This is a genomic window from Pseudomonas fluorescens group sp. PF-69, from assembly GCF_054481235.1.
The window spans coordinates 4807549-4828432 of sequence record NZ_JBTMNC010000001.1; the positions used below are offsets into that span (position 1 = coordinate 4807549).

Consider the following 20884-nt stretch of genomic DNA (forward strand, 5'->3'; position numbering starts at 1 on the left):
CACAACGCCCAGGCAATAGAAACCACGCCGAACAGGTGACGGCGGGCAAAGGGTTGGTAATCAGGCGGAGGGGGAGGCGCGAGGTGTCAGGCTGGGCCAGCGCACCCGGGGATGCAGGGTGGGCAGGGGCGGGTTATCGAAGGCGATATCGGCGCTGTAGCGCGGTAAATAATGGCGATAGTAATCGCCGGGCACAGCCGCGAGGCCTGCATGCCCACAGCAACAATCGCCATGTTGCATGACGCTTTTGTTCGGGGGCGTTGGTAGCGCGACCAGTCGTTTATCGATTGAAGCCGGTAGCGCCTGGGAGCTGCCGCCCGAGCAAAAGCCTCCCCAGAGCATCAACTGCAGATCTGGCGTTTGCATCGCACGGCTCATGGGCATGGCCAGCATGTTCAGCAGCAGAGCCAGGCAGGCGATCCAGGGGGTCATGCGCTTGAGTGGGAACATCGACGAGTCCAGCGGTGGGACGGTATTCGATTGCAACGGGCAACGTTCAATGGGGCGCTATCTTGCCTGATTTTTTCGCGCTCCGGGACCGGAAGTTGCGCTCATCCACAGGGCAGGCATGGGACAAGTTGACGCAGTTTGTCGCGGCGTGGGGGCAATCTCCAGGTACTTTGGCTCGGAGGGTGAGGGCATCTATCTGGCCGAGAGTATTGGGTGTGCAAGCTGTCGCAATTTCGGCAGTGGAACTCAGAGGGATGCCGCCAGGGGCAGTCGCTGGTTTCGCCGCGCGTCAGTTCCGCGATTTGCCGAGCAGGCGACGCTTTTGTTTTTCCAGGAAAAACATCACCTCAAGCTTCAGGTCATCGGGGTCGAGGAAATAGACCGCATAGTAGCCCTCGCCATAATCCGGATAATCAGTGGGTGCGTCGACAATCGTAACCCCCTGATCCAGCAGGAACGCGTAGAGCGCATCGACGTCCTCACGCGCGCCCAGCTCGAACGCATAGTGGTGATAGCCGACATCGCCTGTCCGGTGCTTATGTTTGCGACCCTGGGCATCGGCTTCGGTGATCCAGAACATGGTTTCGCCGTTGGTCCAGCCGATAACCCGGTCGAACTCCCATTCGATGGTGAATCCCAGGAAACCGAGTACCTGATCGTAGAATGCCCTTGAGCGTTCCAGATCACTGACGCGAATGGCCAAGTGATCGATCCCGATGACGTTCACCATGTCAGGTCTCCTCGATTTCGATTTCGCAGCACATGTGCCGGAACTGACGAAGATACACCCGTAACAGGTTTCAAGCATGGCACGAAAGGTCATGTCGACATGACCGCGCCACACCTGGGAAATCGCCTGGCTTCAAGGGCCGCGGCGACTGTCACTGAAAGGGGCGACGCCCTGTCGATCAGCGTCGCCAGTTGACCTCCGTCAAAGAAAGGCACAGAACATGTGTACTTGCGCCAGTTGCCTGGCCAATAGGCATCCCCCTTTTCAGCGACTTGTGCCATAAGATCGGTAGCGCCGGCGACCAGGCAGCGCAGCAATGGCATCCATTGAATCCCGACCCTGAAGCCGGGTTGCGGGCATTGCGCCAGACCTCGGACCGCTTGATGGGTTGTGCCGTACTGTTTTCGCACTTGTTGTACCTGCTGAAACGCAAGCTCACTCACGGATACAAGGAGATAAGTATGAAAGCTGCAGTTGTTGCCCAAGGGCATCGCGTGAATGTGATCGAAAAAACATTACGGCCTCTGAAGCATGGTGAGGCGCGCCTCAAAATGCAGTGCTGCGGCGTCTGCCACACTGACCTGCATGTCAAGAACGGCGATTTCGGCGATAAGACCGGGGTGATCCTGGGTCATGAAGGCATCGGTATCGTGCAAGAGGTGGGGCCGGGCGTCACTTCGCTGAAACCCGGTGATCGAGCCAGCGTCGCGTGGTTCTTCCAAGGGTGCGGGCATTGTGAATACTGCAACAGCGGAAACGAGACACTCTGCCGCGAGGTAAAAAACTCCGGTTACACCGTGGATGGCGCCATGGCCGAAGAGTGCATTGTGGTCGCCGATTACTCCGTGAAAGTGCCTGATGGGCTTGATTCTGCCGCAGCGAGCAGCGTGACCTGTGCCGGAGTGACGACTTATAAAGCTGTGAAGGTTTCCAACATTCGCCCTGGGCAATGGATCGCGATCTACGGGCTGGGCGGTTTGGGGAATCTGGCGTTGCAGTATGCAAAAAATGTGTTCAACGCCAGAGTTATTGCCGTGGACATCAACGACGATCAACTGCAATTCGCCAGGGAAATGGGCGCCGATCTGGTCATCAACTCACGTAACGAGGATGCCGCAAAAGTCATTCAGGAGAAGGTCGGTGGCGCTCACGCCGCTGTCGTGACGGCCGTCGCCAAGGTCGCGTTCAACTCTGCGGTGGATGCCCTGCGTGCCGGTGGACGCCTGGTCGCAGTCGGGCTTCCGCCTGAAGCCATGAGCCTCGATATTCCGCGGTTGGTGCTTGACGGGATCGAGGTGGTTGGCTCACTGGTCGGCACTCGACAAGACCTCGCCGAAGCCTTCGAGTTTGCCGCGCAAGGCAAGGTGGTGCCGAAGGTAACGTTGCGTCCGATCGAAGATATCAATGAGATTTTCGACGAAATGCAGCAGGGCAAAATCAAAGGCCGCATGGTCATTGATTTGAGTCATTAACAGGCCATTGGGGGGGAGGGGCGCCGTTTCCAACGCTGCTGGGCGAAGGGATCTGGTGCCGCTCACTTGCCGGCTCGCGCCATATTCCACTCGAGTGATCGTAAAAAGCGATCCCGCTGGCCTTTTCTAAAAGCTGCCATTTCCCGGCCTTGTCTTGAACCATCGGAGGCGAGCGCACCCGTGGCGAAAGGGACCTGACCTCAATGAGTAATGAAACCAGGCCCCAGAATTTTTTTTGAAATCAAGGGGTTGCCAGCCTCAAGAAATGAGTACATAATTCACGCCATCGAAAGCACTGACCGCTGAAAAAGCTCAATGTTTTCAATGAGATAGCGCAGGATTCAAGATGTAGTATCTCATAAGAGTTTTACGCGTTTGTTGTTGTGCTACTCACAACAAATGTTTTGAGGCCGAGTAGCAAAATGGTTATGCAGCGGATTGCAAATCCGCCTACGCCGGTTCGATTCCGACCTCGGCCTCCACTATTAGAAACCCCGTAGATTAACGTCTACGGGGTTTTTTATTGGGCTAAAAAAAGTGAAGCGTTCGTATCCGTCCGGCCAAGTCATCTACCCAGCCCTGCGAAGCCAAGACATGGTGTGCACTTAAATGTAAGTGGGCACCAGTTCTAGCCTTTTAAGCGGGTATTTCATGCAGCCACAACGCCGTTCCTACTCCAAGTCCTTCAAAGCCCAGGTCATTCAAGAGTGTGCCCAGCCCGGCGCTTCGATTGCCAGCATCGCGCTCAGCCATAGCCTCAACGCAAACCTCGTCTACAAATGGATTCGGGTGCAAGCGCAGAAAAGCACGGCGCTGCAACCTGCATTTATTCCGTTACCCATGCAGCTGTCCGGAGCAAATTCGCAATGCGCATGACTTGCCATAGGCACGGGCACCATACGACATTCCCGCACGTCTTAAATGAGACGTTAAGTGTCTGCTATGGGTCGATTTTATTGATGAAAAATTGGCCGAGGCTGCGGATTCCACGGCCATCCGGCCACCTATTCCATGAACATCCGGCCACTGATTCCACGGTGATCCGGCCACTCATTCCACGCTCAACCGGCCACCCTTAAGGCAGGCAGCCACGCAGGATTAATTCACTACCATCGACCTCTTTTATCGAAGCAGAGAGGTCGTCGTGGAGCGGTTATCCATGCGTAAGATTCGAGAAGTGCTACGTCTCAAGTTCGAGGTCGGCCTATCTGCCCGCCAAGTCGCTGTCAGTTTGCAAGTGGGTCGAGCCAGCGTCGGTGAATACCTCAATCGCTTTGCTGCCAGCGGCCTGACTTGGCCGTCTGTGCTCACGGACGCCGAGTTGCAACGGAGGCTTTTTCCACCGCCGCCCGCCGTTCCCAGCGACCAACGTCCGACGCCGGACTGGGCTCATGTCCACGCCGAGCTACGCCGCCCCGGCGTAACCTTGGCCCTGCTCTGGCAAGAGTACCGACTCACCCATCCCCAAGTCTTCCAATACAGCTGGTTCTGCGAGCACTACCGCCTCTGGGCGGCCAAGGTCGACGTGGTCATGCGCCAGGAACATCGCGCCGGCGAAAAACTGTTCGTCGATTACGCGGGTCAGACCGTGCCGATCATCGACCGGCGAACCGGAGAGATCCGCCAGGCCCAGATTTTCGTCGCCGTCCTCGGCGCCTCCAGCTACACCTTCGCCGAGGCGACCTGGTCGCAGAAACTGCCCGACTGGCTGGGCTCACACGCCCGCTGTTTTGCTTTTTTCGGCGGCACCGCACAGATCCTGGTGCCCGACAATCTGCGCAGTGGCGTGACCAAGGCGCACCGTTACGAGCCCGATATCAACCCCAGCTACCGCGATCTGGCCGAGCACTACGGCGTCGCCGTATTGCCTGCTCGCTCACGAAAACCCAAGGACAAAGCCAAGGTCGAAGTCGGTGTTCAAGTGGTCGAGCGCTGGATCCTGGCGGTGCTGCGCAATCGGCAGTTCTTTTCGCTGGGTGAACTCAACACGGCCATCGGACTGCTGCTGGATCGCCTCAACCAAAAGCCCTTCAAAAAGCTGCCCGGCTCACGCCGTTCGGCCTTCGAGACCATCGACCAGCCCGCGCTGCAACCACTGCCAGAACACCCTTACGTCTACGCCGAATGGAAAAAGGTGCGAGTCCACATCGACTACCACGTCGAGGTCGACGGTCACTTCTACTCGGTGCCGTACCAGTTGGTGAAGCACCAACTCGAAGTGCGACTGACTGCACAGACCGTCGAGTGCTTCCACGCCAACCAGCGCGTGGCCAGCCATCTTCGCTCGTCGCACAAAGGCCGCCACACCACCCACACCGAGCACATGCCCAAAAGTCACCGCGAACACGCCGAATGGACGCCGCAACGGCTGATCCGCTGGGCAGAGCAAACCGGGCCGAACACTGCCGGCGTCATCGCCCACATCCTCGAACGCCGAATCCACCCGCAGCACGGCTTCCGCGCCTGCCTGGGCATCCTGCGCCTGAGCAAGCAGCACGGCGAAGAGCGGCTGGAAGCCGCTTGCCAGCGTGCGCTGGCCCTAGGCGCGTGCAGTTACAAAAGCCTCGAATCAATCCTGCGCCAAGGACTGGAACGGCTGCCACTGGCCCAGCAAAACCTGCCGTTACTGCCTGAAGAACATATCAACCTGCGCGGCCCCGGCTACTACCACTGACCTGAAAAAGGAGCACCAACATGCTGCCCAACCCGACACTCGACAAGCTACAAACCTTGCGCCTGCACGGCATGATCAAGGCGCTTGACGAACAACACGCAACACCCGACATCAACGATCTCAGCTTCGACGAACGCCTCGGTCTGATGGTCGACCGCGAGTTGACCGAGCGCGAAGACGCCCGCCTGACTACTCGCCTCAAGGCCGCACGACTGCGCCATAACGCCTGCCTGGAAGACATCGACTACCGCAGCCCCCGTGGCCTGGACAAGGCACTGATCCTGCAACTCGGCAGCGGCCAGTGGCTGCGTGATGGCCTGAACCTGATCATCGGCGGCCCGACTGGCGTAGGCAAAACCTGGCTCGCCTGCGCGCTGGCTCACAAAGCTTGCCGCGACGGTTACAGCGTGCGCTATCTGCGCCTGCCGCGCTTGATGGAAGAACTGGGCCTGGCCCACGGCGACGGCCGCTTCGCGAAACTGATGACGGGTTATGCCAAAACCGACTTGCTGATTCTGGACGACTGGGGCCTGGCGCCTTTTACCGCCGCGCAACGGCGCGACATGCTCGAACTGCTGGACGACCGCTACGGCAACCGCTCGACACTGGTGACTAGCCAGATGCCGGTGGACAAATGGCATGCACTGATCGGCGATCCGACCTTGGGCGATGCGATCCTCGACCGGCTGGTGCACAACGCATATAGGATCGAACTGAAGGGCGAATCGATGCGCAGGCGTGTGACGAAATTGACGGCGGCAGGGACTTCAGACTAACAATGCAAACCTGCGTCGCTGCGCTCCGACTGCCTGGCCGGATGACCGTGGAATAGGTGGCCGGATGTTGGTGGGCTGGGTGGCCGGATGGCGTGGAATCCGCACCGAGGCTCTGTGTATCAGGCTACGCACACCGTCACACTTGGTGATGGGCCGCAAGATGTATTGCCGGAACGCCTACATAGAGCGTCATAGTTTGCGGTTGGTGTCTGATGGCCAGTTAGCCCAACACACCTTGCCAGTTAGACGGGCGCCCACTTATGCGGCAGCAACTCCGTAAGGTGTGTTGGCTGGACGCTTACGCAATAGGTGATCTGAGAACACTTACACTGGAAGTGACGACACCGATACCTGACAGCAAAGGCATCGGTGTCTCTTGCCTGCTCTGGCAGTCTGTCGGGGTCAACTCATCTCTGGAACGAGGTGACTCATGAACGTCAGGTTTTCAATAGCGTACATATACTCAGAGAATCTCGGATCTCCATCGTTGAACGCCTTTGCCACTTTTTGTGCGTTCTCAAGACTGTCCCACATTGCTAAGTCCGCGAAGATTCGGTCGTCGCTCATAGGGCAGTAGGCACGGTACTCGATCAAACCAGGAAAGGTCTTTAACGTTTCACGAAGCCCTGCGCGGAGCACAGGCACTTGCTCAACGCATTCCTGTTTGACCTTGAAAATGGCTAATTCGAGTACATGAGATGAGTGCTGCATAGGGATGACCTTCTGTGTGTTAAGGAGTCCCAATTATCAGTGGCTCATACTGACAGCGTAGTGTCAGTAGAGGTGATCGCTTTCCACTGGCTTGCCTGGTGCTTCATATACGCTTGGAGATCAAGGGCAGGATTGTCGGGTGATGGTTGTTGGGCAATAGCGATGGAGGCTATGCGATCGACCCGAAAATCACGGTAAGCCGCCCTGGCACTACACCAGCTTCCAACTGTCCACTTTCCTCCCCAGTAGAAAAGGCCAAGGGGGGAAATGAGGCGTTGCGAAACCGCACCGTCCAAGCTGGTATAAGTTATCTTCAGCGCCTGGGCGTTTTCGATGGCATTTCGAAGGGTTGCCAGATGGCCACGCGTCGAGGAAGGTGTTGTTCCAAGTGCCCTGATTTTTGCCGTGCTGGGGTCAACCTTGTGATGGACTATGGACGCTGAGATTTTGCTCAACAACATCCTTGCAGCAGCACTTAGATCGTTATCGGCGGAAGCTGAAAGCATTTCCATCCCGAGCATCAATGCATCCAGTTCGAGCCTGTTCAACGTTAAAGGCGGCATCTCAAAATCGGCATCCAAGGCATACCCCACGCCAGCGGTACCATAGATTGGGATTCCACTGAAGGAAAGGTCGTCGATGTATCGATAGATTGAGCGAACGGAAACGCCAATTCGGCTAGCCAGTCGTTCAGCAGAGATTGGCTGATGGACACGAATCAGATTTACCAATTGAAATAAGCGATCAGCTTTACGCACTAGGTGCGCTCAACTGAGAGTCCTTTGCAAGCTCAATGGCCGCGTTAATGGCGGCCCGAGCTTGTGGGCTATTCTTCCAGCAAGTCGATCCCACTGCTGCCGATGTCTGAGCCAGGATGTCACAAGCATTCGCTTTGCTGAGCACAGCTAGCGAGTCAATGGCCATCTGCTCAAGGCGAGTGATAACGGCCGGCCCTACGCCCTTTAGGGCCAACAAGGCATTATGTTCCGTCAGTGGAAATGGCATCCGTAAACTCCTGTTATCGGCCAATGAGCCGGAGTTTGCCCGACGGGAGAGGGCATCTCAATAGATGGACTCCATCGTCCTCAGCGTAAGCATCAGGAAGGTGGGTTTGGCAGATGTTTACCAAATAGGCAACCGTTTGAAGAGTTAATGGCCTGATACTTGCCGCGCGCTCAATTGGTATCGCGATGTTGGTGCAGCCACTCATCGACGACTTCTCCGAGAGTTTTAGGCACGTCATTACGTATCCAGGCCATAAAAGCCCTGTCAAATTTAAAGTCCACGCCGCAGTGTTCCATCATGAATCTGCGAACATTCTGTGTATTTCGATAACTCTTGCAAACTGTCGTATTTCTAGTGAGCTGATCACTGTGCCAGTTAAAACTCATTGGGCAGACTCCATACCTAGTGGTCTGATTTATAGATTTATAGCAGGCTTAGATCCCACAATTAGGATGCTTGGGCTCTTGCAAGCGGTATCCACACATCCACGTAACCCTTACCTCGGGATGGTTCGAAATCAGAGCTGTACTGCTCGAATTCAGCAGCGTCGGCAAGCTCATATTCAGATTCAGGCAACCAGTGATTGAAAATGGTGAAGAATGTCTGATGGATTGTCGAGATATGGCCCTGGTGTCGAAACACGACATAGTTTTGCTGAGGCACTTTGAAGTACCTAAAAGCGGGAGGAAGACTGTCGACGCTGGACACCTCTGTGCCAGCAATGTACTCAAAACTACCATCCTCTTCAGGATTACAGCATAGTCCATAGTTCCAGCAGTTTACCTGACTTGGTATTCTCCCTATGTAAGGGGCGAACGCTTGCCACAAACTGACGATCCCTTCGTTCCTATCGAAGGTAAAACGATCCCCTAGACCAGCAATGAAAAACTCGGATCTAGTTTCAAAGCGGGGTTCAGATAGGGTTATGAGCTTCCTTTCTTTCATGCGTAAAGGCTCCACCAGTGAGAGGTGTTCATCCTCGTGCTCACGAACCTGCTTCGGAGTGAACCCAAACAGATCGCAGAAGGCACGCGTAAAAGCTTCATGTGAACCGTAGCCAGCATCCAGCGCAACTTGCAGGATATCCGGTGCACCTTGACGCAAGGTCAGTGCCGCTTGGCTCAAACGCCGCGCACGGATGTAACGCATCACCGACCAACCCGTCGACAGCGGAAATAAACGGGCCAGTGCAAAAGGAGACATATTGCAATGGCGCGCGACACGTCCTAGATCGAGGTGAGATCCTAGCTCCAACTCGATGTACCACAGGGCTCTCTCGATATTCAGCATGACGAACCTCCATGAACGCTAGAGCAACATTATCAAATGGACGGGGGAAGCATTTGATCGTTCTTGCAGTTTCTGCTTTCCACCCAGAGCGTATAAGAGACCTCCACGTCTCCTCGCTCTAGCTTATGAGGATTTCATCGAAAGGATTGCCGAGGCACTTATTCAAGTTGACGCTTTAGGTAAAGGTGTCTTGGTTGGACGCGTACAAGCGTTCGTCTACTTCAAGGATGATAGAAAGCCCAGCCCTCGCGCTGGGCTTTTTTGAGTCTGGATGCCTGGTCAGGCACGGGGCGATTCAATGTTCTCCACCTTCCTGGGGTGGACAGCAGTGAAAATTTGCTGGCAGTCATGGCTGCAATGATGCTTACCGGCTGCGCGGGCAGCGGACCTAAAAGGAAAGTCTGGTGATATCATGTGGCTATCTGTTCGCTGGGAAGACGGCTACAACTCAAGGAGTGAGGATGCATCGTTTTTTTGTCATCGTGTTTTCTATGCTGCTTCTGTCTGTATTTTTGTTTGCCTCGCACGCTGTACCGCCAGGTTTATTGTTTTTGCCTGGGTGGGCACCCTATTGACAGCCCTTAAAAATTTTTCCTTTAGAAACCCGTCAAGTGCGGGCTTTTTTTCGCTTGGAGAAACGTATGCCGATAAACCTGCCGCGCCTATTTAGCGAGCAGAGAGCCCCCATTTCCCGTCAACCAAAGCGAAAGTGTCTTCTTGATTCATGTTTCCTTGCGGCTTCAGCGTGATGTTTGCTTTAACCCGAATCCTGTCCTCAGCCAGTGGCTGCACGCCAATGATGTCTACTCGTTTAACGCTAGAGTGAATTTCAATGTAGGTTCGGCGTAGTTGATCGTCGTTGGTCTGTAGCTTCTCTATCAGCTGAGACCACTCACTGATCCGACTGTGACGCTCCTTGATATAGGGCAGGACAGCGTCTGGCGTGTCTGATTGATCGTCCCCCGAGCAGCAGCGACGTGTCTGGCCGGTTCGCTGCGTGGACGATGAGGTGCAAATCGCCGTATCGCACAGATACTAAAGTAGGGGCAGGCGGTTACTGCCCCCGATTTCAGTTACGCTAGCAGCCTAATAGATGAACGACCCGCAACACCTTTGCAAGCAAGGCTGCCGATGTACAAGACGATTGAGAATGAAGTAACGAAACAAGCAACACCCAAAGCCCTCCAATACGAGTTTTATCAATACGACGTCGAGCGGTTACATAACTTCAGTGGGCTGATTTATATCGGAGGTATCGGCATTTGGGTGTTGTTCGACCTAATTATTGGTTTTATAGGCGATCAACGTCACTACGCTCTTTCGCTGCTGCTCGTCGTGCTACTGCTCATCACCGTCGGTGTACAGCGGGTCGCTCGTAAAGCCCGCCACTTCCACCTGCTAAACCTCGTGTATGTGCTCATGATCTGCCTGGGCATCCGCTTGGGTATCGAGGGCTTGCCGGCCCACCTGCACCCGACCTGGCTGATCCTCTCGGCCTCCAGCATTCTCTATAGTGCCTCGGTATTACCCTTGAGCCGAGAAGCATTTTTCGGCGTGCTGGGCATCGCCTGGGTTGTCCTCAACCCCTTTATGATGACCACACTGTCTCTGTTCGACTTCAGCGGTACCATGGTTCTGCTGTCCGCCGTCTTTATCAGCGCGCTGACCATTTACACCTACCTCAAGCTGCGCCGATCCAAGCTGCACAACTACATCATGGCCAAGTTACTGATAGAGCGCGCCTACATTGACACCCTGACCGAGATCCCCAATCGCCGCGCGTTCATGACACGGGCCAGCAACCACCTGAGCACCCCACCAGAAAGTGGCGAGTGCTACCTGGCCATGGTCGATGTCGACAACTTCAAAAAAGTCAACGATGTATATGGCCACGACATCGGTGACGAAGTCCTGAAGCGCATCGCCGCCGACATTAAGCACATCATGGCCGATCATGAATATGCCCGGCTTGGGGGAGAAGAGTTTGGGGTCTACCTGTCCGGTGTCACGCAGGCGGATGCCGAACGCTTGGTCGACACCCTGTGCCAACGGGTGCGCGAAACGTCCAGCCGCTACCCGGCAACCGTCAGCGTGGGCGTAACCCGGATCGAAACCGACACCTTGCATGCCGCGCTGATAAAAGCAGACCACGCAATGTATGAGTCAAAGCTCAGCGGTAAGGACCGCTACACCTTCTTCCGGCCCGACTAAAGGCCCCCGAAGTGTTCACTGCCTGGCAGCAGCTTTCGCTTCGGCCGGCAGACTTGGCGCCGGGCCCTCATCTGCTGCCGGGCCGCACGGACCGAGTAACGTTGAGCCGGTCGAGGAGCCAGCGCCTTTCTCGGGTCCAAAAAAATGGCCCGCATGCGGGCGGGCCTAGCTGGGATTCTGCAAAGGAGTACGGGTAATTTGCGCTCCATCCTGTGAGCGCTGCGTGAAAAGGATGTCGCAAAAACAAGAAGCCCGGCCCAGCTGGCAATGATCCATCGCGACGGGCAGTACTCCTTACGGGCCGCTGGTTCGCCTGGGCTAAGGTTCAGAAATGGTGAACCAGAAGTCGAACTTGTCGAAGTTGGTCAGCATCTCCTTGAATTTCGCCTTGTCGCCGTCAATGGTCACTTCGCCGCTTTCTGACAGATTGCCCAATTTCAGTTTGCCCAGGGCAATGTCATCGAGGGTGGTCCGGTTCAGCGTCACCGTGCCGTCGGCCTTATCCAGTTGCTTGTCCTTGCGATAGTTCATGACACCGTTAGCGATGGTCAAAATGTACTTGGTTTGGGTGTCGGGGAAGTTGAGGTTGAAGGCATAGGACTTCTCGCCGACTCTCGGGCCATTCAGGTGAATGGCGAGGAAATCGAGGAACATTTCAGTGGTCATGCCGCGAATGATGTCAGGTGAACTGGTATTGGGCGTGACCATTTTTTTCACGCCCCCACGCAGCTCCTGCGCACCGGACAGGTAAAAATTTCTCGCCGGGCCGGACTCGGCCTGGTAACCCATCTGTTCCAGGGCATCGGCTTCTATTGCACGGGCCGCCTGGTTTTTCGAGTCCGCAAAGACCACCTTGTTGGCCACCGTGGCTGCCCAGCGATACTCGCCTTTGGCGTAGGCCGCCCTGGCTGTTTTGATCATTTTGTCGGCGCCGACCATCTCGACATATTTTTTCGCTTCCTCTACCGGTGGCAGCGGATCGAAATTTGCCGGGTTGCCGTCCCAGAAACCCAAATACAGTTGATAGGTCGCGCGCACGTTGTGTTTGAGATTGCCGTAGTAGCCCCGGTTGTAAAATTCCTTGGCCAGGCTGTCAGGCAGGACGAATGCCTCGGCGATCTCATTCATCGTCATGCCCTGATTGGCCATGCGCAGCGTCTGATCGTTAATGTACTTGTAGAGGTCGCGCTGTTTCTCCAGATGCTGCACCACGCGATCATTACCCCACTGCGGCCAATGGTGACTGCCGAACGACACCACGGCATCCGATCCCCACATTTCGATGGTTTGTCCCAGCGCGCTGGCCCACTTTTGTGCGCTGCGAACTTTCGCACCGCGCAGGGTGAGGATGTTATGCACGGTATGGTTGGCATCCTCCGCCAGGTCTATGGCCTTGAATTGCGGGAAGTAGAACAACATTTCGGCCGGAGCTTCGGTACCAGGGGCCATTTGGAACACCACCTCGATCCCGTCGACGGTGAGTGTTTCCCCGGTGCGCTCGATCAGTTTGTTCGGTTCGAGCAGCGTGATGTTGCCCGCTGCCGTGGTGATACCCAGCCCACCACTGACGGTACCTTTGGGGCCTTTTGGCAACAGGTTGCCGTACATGTAAGAAGCACGGCGGCTCATCGCCGTGCCGGCAAACACGTTCTCACTGACCGCTTCCTCCATGAAACCTTCAGGTGCGATCACCGGCACTTTGCCGGACTTCACATCGGCTTCATCGACCACGGCACGCACACCGGCAAAGTGGTCGACATGCGAGTGAGTGAAGATCACGGCCGACACCGGTAGCTTTTCGACTTTCTCATTGACCAGCGCCAGTGCGGCTTTGGCGGTCTCTGCCGAGGTCAACGGGTCGATGACGATCCAGCCTGTCTTGCCGCGCACGAAGGTCATGTTGGCCAGGTCGATATTGCGAACCTGATAGATGCCATCCACCACGGTGAACAAACCTCGAATGGCCAACAGCTTCGATTGCCGCCATAAACTCGGGTTGACGGTGGCCGGTGTCGGGCCTTCGGTCTTGAGGAAGTCGTACTGGGACAGATCGATAACAGTATTGCCCGCATCACCCTTGATCACAGGGCTGGGTAAATCGGCAATGAAGCCGTGGTGAGCGTCTTCGAAGTCTTGTTGGTTGGCAAAGGGCAAATAGCTGAGCAAGGCATCGTTGGCCTTTCGAGTCGCATCGCTGGCCTCGTTGGGCGCGGCCTGCACCACGCCCATGCTGATGCAAGCCGAGATGACTGCGATTGCTATTGGTTTGGGAGCCAGCATGTCGTTTCTCCTCATGTCTGCAAAAACACTCCCGAAACCACGTTTAACGTCGGGAATCATTTCGTACCGGTCAACGCAACGCGCAGGCCATGAAACGGTGACTGCACAACGCACTGCGGGCATTGTCAGTTTCGCGTTCAATGCGCGTTGAGTATTGACGGCACCGGGCCTGGATCGAGTTGAGAAAAATCAAGCAGTCAGCGAATGCGCACACGATGCCGTTCGACCTGGCGCTGCCCGACAGACCGGCTCCCAGCCAAATGGCGCCGGACGTCATCCAGTGGTGCCCCGGTTGTGCGCTGGTTGATCCAGATCAAACGCCAGGTGGCAATCGGCGCCATGCTTCTGGCAAAACCTGGGCGAGAGATCCGGTCATGACGAACAATAAATTCATTAGCGGGGTTCTCGCGGTCCAGCACTGGGGCAGGGGCACTGTGCTCAGGTGGCTGCGCCGGCCGGGCACGAAGTCCTGGACGCGCGAGGCCAGCATCCTGATGTCGATTGTGCTGGTGCTGACGGTGGGATATCTCACGGCGTTTCGCTACGCCTCCTACACGGTGCAGGATTTGGTGAGTACATGCACCGCACGTTTCGAGATCGAGCTTGAAGGTGCCGACATCGACTCCCTCGAAGAAGCGCTGCCACGGTCCCTGTGCGAATGCCTGGCGCAAACGCTCCTCGACAAGAACGGTATCGTTCGCCTGGCCATGGTCAATCGGCACTGGTTTGATCCGCAGTCACTCGAACCGGTGACGGAAGCGGAAGAGGCCATTTGCATCAATACCCTGTGGGTGCCCAATTCCGGATTGGCCACGCGCCTGGCCCTCTGAATGAAGTTGCCGAATGTTGTCCGGTAGCACGCAGGCTGCCCCCGATCTCGCGCCAATGGAGCTTCATCCCCGATGCAAGGTCACCAAAGCGAAGGGTCGGCCGCCGAAACCGGACTTGAAGAGACACCAGCAGGTGAACGGCATTTGCCCCGTGGCGTGATCGCCCGGGCGCTGGGCTTCAGGAAACCGCGGCGCCAGGTTTGATCGAGGCAGGGGCAGAGACCTCGCGCACGGTGTTATTCGTCACGTCTCCACGTGGCGCTCAAGCCATACTCATTATCGCCGTACCGGTAGTCAGAATCGCCTTTGTACGCGGCTTCCAGCGCATGGCCGATGCGATGGACAAGATGGATGCCGGTGGTGGTGACGATGAGGTCATCCCCTGAGTCAGTCAGGTTGATGATGCGCTCCAGGGCATGCTCGGCTTTTTCCTTTTTCTCGGTGTGTTCGATCAGGTTGACGATTTCAGTGCGATGGCTGAGCAAGAAGCTGCCCGAAAGCGTCAGCGTCCCCGCAGGCATGTTGTCATCGATGCGGCGGCACGCCGGGCACTTCACGGCTTGCGCGTCGTGGATGACCGTGTTTTCAGGCGTTTTCCAGGTCCAGTTGCCGGCTTGGTAAACCGAGTCGCACTGTGGGCAGATGGCCGAACCTTCAAAGCGTTGCGAACGATAGGGGTCGTGGGTGTCTGTCTTGAACAGTTGGTTTTTCTGGCTCTGCTGATACTTGTCCATGGTTTTTCTCCGCGCCTGTGAGATTGAAAAAATCCAACCGTTGTGGATTTCACCCCTTCATTGGGACTCGATTTCTAGTCGCCCGGATTGATTTTTATCAACTTGGGGGCGAGTGCTGACAGTCGGTCAACGCACTGCAGTGGTGACTCTCCCGAGGTCCCCCAAAAGGGCGCGGCGATAGGCTGGCATTGTTGATAAAAGTCAAGGTTGCCGGGGGTATTTCCTACAAGCTGCAGGAAGGCATTTGTTAGCGATCTGGCAGGAGTGCAACCTGATGGCCCACAGTAAAATCCTGTTTCGTGCGACGGCTCGCGAGAAAATCCTGAGCGGCGCCACACAGTTGGCGGACGCCGTACGTGTCACGCTGGGGCCGAAATCAAAATCGGTGCTGATGCAGAATAAATGGGGCAATCCGACGGTGTGCAATGACGGCGTGACCATTGCCAAGCGCATCGACCTGCTCGATCCCGAGGAAAACCTCGGCGCCCAAATGCTGCGACAGGCAGCGGAACGCACAGGCGAAGCGGTCGGGGACGGGACCAGCACCTCGACGGTACTGGCCCATGCCATCCTGGCCGATGGCATACGCAACGTCGTTGCAGGTGCCAGCGCGATCGACCTCAAGCGCGGTCTGGATCGTGGACTGTCGTTGGTGGTGGCATCGCTGGCTTCCCAGTCGCGCCCGGTCAGCACACCCAGGGAAAAAGCTCAGGTCGCCACGTTGTCGGCGCATAACGATGCGGTGATCGGCCAACTGGTGGCAGACGCGCTGGAAAAGGTCGGCGTTGAAGGCGTCGTCAGCGTCGAAGAGTCCAAGACCACCGAAACCGTGGTCGAAGTCATGGAGGGAATGCGATTCGACCGAGGTTATGTCTCACCGTATTTCGTCACGGACGCGGAGAAGATGCAGGTCGAACTCGATGATGCCTACCTGCTGCTCTGTGACCACAAGATCGGCGCCCTCAAGGACTTGCTCCCGTTGCTTGAGCTCATTGCCAAAAGCGGTCAGCCGCTGGTGCTGATCGCCGACGACATCGAAGGCGAAGCGCTGACCACCATGGTCGTCAACCAGATACGCGGTGTCCTGCGGGCTGTAGCGATCAAAGCGCCGGGCTTTGGGGATCGACGCAAGGAAATGCTCCAGGACATCGCCATTCTGACCGGGGCCACGGTGGCTTCCAATGACCTGGGCATCACCCTTGAACAGATGGAGTTGAGCCAGTTGGGGCGAGTGCATCGAGTCGTGGTGCAAAAGGACAGTACCGCTCTGATCGGTGGTGCAGGCGCCCCCGAGGCCATCGCCACGCGCCTGCAGCAGATCCGTGCGCAAATCGACAGCACCACCAGCGATTACGACCGGGAAAAACTCCAGGAACGTTTGGCGCGGTTGTCCGGCGGTGTCGCGGTGATTCGTGTCGGCGCGCCTTCCGAAGCGGAAATGAAAGCCCGCAAGGACGCACTCGATGATGCCATCAGCGCGACGCGGGCGGCGATCTCGGAAGGCATTGTGCCGGGGGGAGGCCTGGCGCTGCTCAAGGCCGTACCGATCCTCGCCGCCGAGGAAGCGCGGTATGAGGGGGATGCCAGGACCGGCCTGCAAATTCTGCGTCGGGCACTGGAAACGCCGGCCCGGCTCATCGCCGAGAACTCGGCCGTGGATGCAGGGGTCGTGGTTGCACGCATGCTTGCCGAGCCCGGCAACGTGGGTTTCGATGCGTCCGCCAATCGCTATGTGGACATGTACGAAGCCGGCATTATCGACCCGACCAAAGTGGTGCGCGTTGCCCTGGAAAATGCCGTTTCGGTCGCCAGTATCCTGCTGTTGACCGAGGCAACCATCACCGACATTCCCGAAAAGGAATCACCCGTCCAGCCAGCGTTTCCCGAGTGATTGCGATGAATGGGCACTGCTGACCTGCCCGGAAGCCGCCAGGGTGACTGGCTCGGTTGAACCGTACGCTATTGAAGGGGATGAGCATGCATCCGCCGATCATTGAGAAAACCCTGGCGAACTTGCCGTTGACGCCGAACTGGATCGATAGCGTGCAAGCGCGAGAGGCCTTTTCATGGCAGAGCGAAGCCCGCGCTTTGGCTGGTTTACCGGGAGGCGGTTTGAACCTCGCCTTTGAAGCCGTGGATCGGCACGCGCAGGGCAAGAATCGATTGCATACGGCATTGCGTATTCTTGATCGCAAGGGCAGCGGTCGCGACATCAGCTACGCCGAACTGAGCATCCTGACCAACCGTTTTGCCAATGTATTGAAAAAACTGGGCGTACTGCCCGGCGAGCGATTGTTTGTGCTCTGTGACCGGGGGCTGGAGCTTTATCTTGGTGTACTCGGGGGCCTGAAACTGGGTTGCGTGGTGTCGCCATTATTCTGTGCCTTCGGCCCGGAACCCATGGAAACCCGCATGCGTCTTGGCGAAGCCAGTGTGTTGCTGACCAGCGAAAGCCTTTACCGCCGCAAAGTCGCGGCTATTCGTGAGCGCTTGCCCGCCCTCAAGCATGTTCTGCTGTATGACGAAGGTGGTGGGGATACGGCGCCTTTGGAAGGCACGCTGAGTTTGCATCCACTGCTGGCACAGGCAGAGGAGGCGTTCACCGTCGCATCGACAACAACCGACAGCCCCGCACTTTTACACTTCACCAGCGGTACGACGGGCACGCCGAAAGGCGTGTTGCATGTTCATGGTGCGGCGTTGACCCACAGCGTCACAGGAAAATATGCCTTGGACCTGCACCCCGATGATGTCTATTGGTGCACGGCTGATCCGGGCTGGGTGACCGGGACGTCCTATGGCATTTTTGCGCCGTTGTTGCTCGGCGTCACCAGTGTGGTGGAGGGCGGCGAGTTCGATGCCGAACGTTGGTACCGGATACTTGAGAAACAACAGATAACGGTCTGGTATACCGCCCCTACGGCTATTCGCCTGTTGATGAAAGCCGGTGCCGCGTTGGCGCGCAGCCATCGCTTTGCGCATCTGCGGTTTATTGCCAGTGTCGGCGAACCACTTAATCCCGAGGCCGTCTGGTGGGGTCAGGAGGTGCTTGGGCTGCCGATCCACGACAATTGGTGGCAGACCGAAACCGGCGGCATCATGATCGCCAACACGGTCGCCATGCCCATCAAGCCAGGTTCCATGGGCAAACCGCTACCGGGTGTAGAGGCGGCCATCGTTGCGCGGGGCGACGCCGGGCAATTGGTGTTTCTGGGGGATAACGAGGTCGGTGATCTTGCCCTGAAACAGCCCTGGCCCGCGATGTTCCGAGCCTACCTGGGGCAGGAGGAGCGCTATCGTCGCTGCTTTGTCGCAGAGTGGTATCTGAGCGGTGACCTGGTGCGCCGTGATGCCGATGGTTACTTCTGGTTTATTGGTCGCAGTGACGACGTCATCAAATCGGCCGGGCATTTGATCGGTCCGTTCGAAGTCGAAAGCTCCCTCATGGAACACCCGGCCGTGGCGGAGGCCGCTGTGATCGGCAAACCCGACCCTCTACTGGGTGAAACCGTGAAGGCCTTTGTTTCACTCAAGGCCGGTTTCACCGCCAGCCAAGCCCTGCACGACGAGTTGCTCGGTCATGGACGCAAGCGCCTGGGGGCGGTCGTCGCGCCCAAGGAACTGGAGTTTGTGGAAGTGCTGCCGCACACCCGCAGCGGAAAGCTGATGCGGCGTCTGCTCAGAGCCCGGGAACTGGGTCTGCCTGAAGGCGATACATCCAGCATGGAGCGTCCGTCATGAGCCTGCCACGGCTGTCCCCGCAGCTCGCTCTCGACCTGTTACGGGACATGGTACGCATCCGCCGTCTCGAGGAGCGGGCGGGAGAGTTGTATGGGGAGGGCAAGATTCGTGGCTTTCTGCACCTGTACATCGGCGAGGAGGCGGTAGCCGCCGGCGTTCTGCATGCACTGGCCACTGACGACGCGGTGGTCGCGACCTATCGAGAGCATGGTCACGCCCTGATCAAGGGGGTTGCGATGAACGCGATCATGGCCGAGATGTATGGGCGCCAGGAAGGCTGCTCGCGAGGGCGTGGTGGTTCAATGCACCTGTTCGATGCCAAGACACGATTCTTCGGCGGAAACGCCATCGTGGCAGGCGGCTTGCCACTGACGGTCGGCCTGGCGCTCGCCGAGCGCATGCAAGGTGGATCGCGTCTGTGTGCCTGTTTTTTCGGTGAAGGCGCGATGGCCGAAGGGGCCTTTCATGAGTCCATCAACCTGGCCGCCTTGTGGCAACTGCCGATGCTGTTTTGCTGCGAAAACAATCTCTATGCGATGGGGACTGCCCTGGAGCGTTCGCAATCGCAAACCGACCTGTGTGCGAAGGCCTCGGCGTACAAAGTAGACAACCGGTCTGTGGATGGCATGGACGTGATGGCCGTGTATGAAGCCACTCGTCAGGCGGTTGAACACATCCGCGCCGGGCATGGGCCTTTTTTCCTGGAGTTTCGTACCTATCGCTTCCGTGCTCACTCGATGTTCGATCCACAGCTTTACCGGGACAAGGACGAGGTGGAGCAATGGAAGAGTCGTGGCCCGATTCATACGTACAGCGCGCGGCTCAAGGCTGAAGGCCTTTTGGACGAACCCGGATTTCTGGCGATCCTGGCCCAGGTGGACGCTGAAGTGGAGGCCGCCGTTACCTATGCCGAAAGCGGCACTCTGGAGCCGCTCGAGGATGTGTCTCGCGATGTCTACACACCGGGGGCGGCGTCATGAGCACCCGAATGACCTATCGCGAAGCCTTGCGCGAGGCAATGCGTGAAGCACTGCAGCGGGACCCGCGGGTATTTCTGATGGGCGAAGACGTCGGCCGCTACGGTGGCAGCTACGCCGTCTCACTGGGTTTGCTGGAAACGTTCGGCCCTGAACGCATTCGCGATACGCCGTTGTCCGAGTTGGGTTTTGTCGGGGCGGGTATCGGCGCGGCCTTGGGCGGCATGCGGCCGATTGTCGAAATCATGACCGTGAACTTCAGCCTGCTTGCCCTGGACCCGCTGATGAATACGGCGGCTGCGTTGAGGCACATGTCCGGCGGGCAGTTTTCCGTGCCCTTGGTCGTGCGCATGGCGACCGGCGCCGGACGCCAGCTGGCGGCGCAACACTCCCACAGCCTGGAAGGCTGGTATGCCCATATTCCCGGGTTGAAAATACTCGCACCGGCGACTGTCGAAGACGCACGCGGCATGCTCTGGCCCGCGCTGCTGGATCCGGATCCGGTGCTGATATTCGAACATGCCCAGCTCTACAATCTGGAGGGCGATACAGGTGAGTGGGACGCCGTGGACATCTGTTGCGCCAAGGTACGCCGCGCCGGCAAGGACCTGAGCCTGATCACCTATGGCGGCACGCTCGGCAAAACCCTGGAGGCGGCCGAACAACTGGCCGGGGAGGGCATTGATTGCGAGGTCATCGACCTGCGGGTACTGCGCCCTCTGGATGACAAGACGCTGATGGCCTCTGTCTGCAAGACCCGTCGAGCCCTGGTGGTCGATGAGGGATGGCGCAGCGGCAGCCTGTCCGCCGAGATCATTACGCGAATCATCGAACAAGCCTTCTTCGACCTGGATGCGCCGCCGGCACGGGTGTGCAGCGCCGAGGTGCCGATTCCTTATCCCCGGCATCTGGAAGAAGCGGCGCTGCCACAAGTGTCGAGCATCGTCGCGGCGGCTCATGCCGTGTGCCAGGGCCTGTCAGGGGGAACACCATGACGTGGCGG

20 protein-coding genes and 1 tRNA gene are annotated in these 20884 nt (G+C 57.5%); 12 read left to right on the forward strand and 9 right to left on the reverse strand.

Features of this window, described 5'->3' with window-relative positions; translation table 11 throughout:
- Positions 1-60: 60 nt before the first annotated feature.
- Both ACX3YF_RS22635 and ACX3YF_RS22640 read right to left on the reverse strand, forming a co-directional pair.
- On the reverse strand, positions 61-450 hold the full coding sequence (locus ACX3YF_RS22635; protein WP_198132010.1) for a DUF2946 family protein: 390 nt from the start codon (positions 448-450) through the stop codon (positions 61-63).
- A 289-nt stretch (positions 451-739) separates the two neighbouring features.
- On the reverse strand, positions 740-1180 hold the full coding sequence (locus ACX3YF_RS22640) for a VOC family protein (RefSeq protein WP_458974293.1): 441 nt from the start codon (positions 1178-1180) through the stop codon (positions 740-742).
- 461 nt (positions 1181-1641) lie between these two features.
- Here ACX3YF_RS22640 and adhP point away from each other — a divergent pair, with 461 nt between their 5' ends.
- From adhP to istB, 5 genes are all read left to right on the forward strand, one after another.
- Positions 1642-2652: an alcohol dehydrogenase AdhP gene (adhP, locus tag ACX3YF_RS22645; protein ID WP_130211630.1), complete on the forward strand. Its 1011-nt coding sequence runs from the start codon at positions 1642-1644 to the stop codon at positions 2650-2652.
- Positions 2653-3060: 408 nt separating this feature from the next.
- Positions 3061-3134, forward strand: a tRNA-Cys gene (locus tag ACX3YF_RS22650).
- A gap of 169 nt (positions 3135-3303) precedes the next feature.
- Entirely contained in the window at positions 3304-3528 is a 225-nt protein-coding gene (gene tnpA / locus ACX3YF_RS22655) for an IS66-like element accessory protein TnpA (protein WP_223272751.1), read from the forward strand.
- 283 nt (positions 3529-3811) lie between these two features.
- Positions 3812-5326 carry an IS21 family transposase gene (gene istA, locus ACX3YF_RS22660; RefSeq protein ID WP_458974294.1) on the forward strand — a complete coding sequence of 505 codons (1515 nt, stop codon included), beginning with the start codon at positions 3812-3814 and terminating at the stop codon, positions 5324-5326.
- A gap of 20 nt (positions 5327-5346) precedes the next feature.
- Entirely contained in the window at positions 5347-6102 is a 756-nt protein-coding gene (istB, locus tag ACX3YF_RS22665) for an IS21-like element ISPsy14 family helper ATPase IstB (RefSeq protein WP_198131909.1), read from the forward strand.
- A gap of 402 nt (positions 6103-6504) precedes the next feature.
- On the opposite strand, the gene ACX3YF_RS22670 is transcribed toward istB, so the two are convergent.
- From ACX3YF_RS22670 to ACX3YF_RS22690, 5 genes are all read right to left on the reverse strand, one after another.
- A complete protein-coding gene (locus tag ACX3YF_RS22670; RefSeq protein ID WP_458974295.1) occupies positions 6505-6813 on the reverse strand; it encodes a hypothetical protein in 309 nt (102 codons plus the stop codon).
- A gap of 44 nt (positions 6814-6857) precedes the next feature.
- Positions 6858-7571, reverse strand: coding sequence for a helix-turn-helix transcriptional regulator (locus ACX3YF_RS22675; RefSeq protein WP_130211625.1), 714 nt, complete (start codon positions 7569-7571; stop codon positions 6858-6860).
- Positions 7564-7818: a helix-hairpin-helix domain-containing protein gene (locus tag ACX3YF_RS22680; RefSeq protein WP_458974296.1), complete on the reverse strand. Its 255-nt coding sequence runs from the start codon at positions 7816-7818 to the stop codon at positions 7564-7566. The genes ACX3YF_RS22675 and ACX3YF_RS22680 overlap by 8 nt, the downstream gene beginning before the upstream one ends.
- A gap of 170 nt (positions 7819-7988) precedes the next feature.
- On the reverse strand, positions 7989-8204 hold the full coding sequence (locus ACX3YF_RS22685) for a DUF6434 domain-containing protein (protein ID WP_130208223.1): 216 nt from the start codon (positions 8202-8204) through the stop codon (positions 7989-7991).
- A gap of 61 nt (positions 8205-8265) precedes the next feature.
- A complete protein-coding gene (locus ACX3YF_RS22690) occupies positions 8266-9108 on the reverse strand; it encodes an AraC family transcriptional regulator (protein ID WP_458974297.1) in 843 nt (280 codons plus the stop codon).
- 1131 nt (positions 9109-10239) lie between these two features.
- Here ACX3YF_RS22690 and ACX3YF_RS22695 point away from each other — a divergent pair.
- Positions 10240-11319, forward strand: coding sequence for a GGDEF domain-containing protein (locus ACX3YF_RS22695; RefSeq protein WP_130208219.1), 1080 nt, complete (start codon positions 10240-10242; stop codon positions 11317-11319).
- 318 nt (positions 11320-11637) lie between these two features.
- On the opposite strand, the gene ACX3YF_RS22700 is transcribed toward ACX3YF_RS22695, so the two are convergent.
- Positions 11638-13599, reverse strand: coding sequence for an alkyl/aryl-sulfatase (locus ACX3YF_RS22700; protein WP_130208217.1), 1962 nt, complete (start codon positions 13597-13599; stop codon positions 11638-11640).
- Between the two features lie 215 nt (positions 13600-13814).
- On the opposite strand from ACX3YF_RS22700, the gene ACX3YF_RS22705 reads away from it, so the two are divergent.
- Complete coding sequence (locus ACX3YF_RS22705) at positions 13815-14429, forward strand: hypothetical protein (protein ID WP_223272686.1); 615 nt, start codon at positions 13815-13817, stop codon at positions 14427-14429.
- Between the two features lie 72 nt (positions 14430-14501).
- Positions 14502-14633, forward strand: coding sequence for a hypothetical protein (locus ACX3YF_RS22710; RefSeq protein ID WP_448646677.1), 132 nt, complete (start codon positions 14502-14504; stop codon positions 14631-14633).
- A 32-nt stretch (positions 14634-14665) separates the two neighbouring features.
- Here the strand turns inward: ACX3YF_RS22710 and ACX3YF_RS22715 are convergent, their stop codons facing one another.
- Complete coding sequence (locus ACX3YF_RS22715; protein WP_196585482.1) at positions 14666-15163, reverse strand: BCAM0308 family protein; 498 nt, start codon at positions 15161-15163, stop codon at positions 14666-14668.
- A 274-nt stretch (positions 15164-15437) separates the two neighbouring features.
- On the opposite strand from ACX3YF_RS22715, the gene groL reads away from it, so the two are divergent.
- The 4 genes from groL (at position 15438) to ACX3YF_RS22735 (ending at position 20876) form a co-directional block, all read left to right on the forward strand.
- The gene (groL, locus tag ACX3YF_RS22720) at positions 15438-17054 is read left to right on the forward strand and encodes a chaperonin GroEL (protein ID WP_130208213.1); all 1617 of its coding nucleotides are present in this window, start codon (positions 15438-15440) and stop codon (positions 17052-17054) included.
- An 86-nt stretch (positions 17055-17140) separates the two neighbouring features.
- The gene (acsA, locus tag ACX3YF_RS22725) at positions 17141-18904 is read left to right on the forward strand and encodes an acetate--CoA ligase (RefSeq protein ID WP_458974298.1); all 1764 of its coding nucleotides are present in this window, start codon (positions 17141-17143) and stop codon (positions 18902-18904) included.
- The gene (pdhA, locus tag ACX3YF_RS22730) at positions 18901-19884 is read left to right on the forward strand and encodes a pyruvate dehydrogenase (acetyl-transferring) E1 component subunit alpha (RefSeq protein WP_448646675.1); all 984 of its coding nucleotides are present in this window, start codon (positions 18901-18903) and stop codon (positions 19882-19884) included. The genes acsA and pdhA overlap by 4 nt, the downstream gene beginning before the upstream one ends.
- Entirely contained in the window at positions 19881-20876 is a 996-nt protein-coding gene (locus tag ACX3YF_RS22735; RefSeq protein WP_458945058.1) for an alpha-ketoacid dehydrogenase subunit beta, read from the forward strand. Before pdhA ends, ACX3YF_RS22735 begins: the two co-directional genes overlap by 4 nt.
- Positions 20877-20884: the final 8 nt, after the last annotated feature.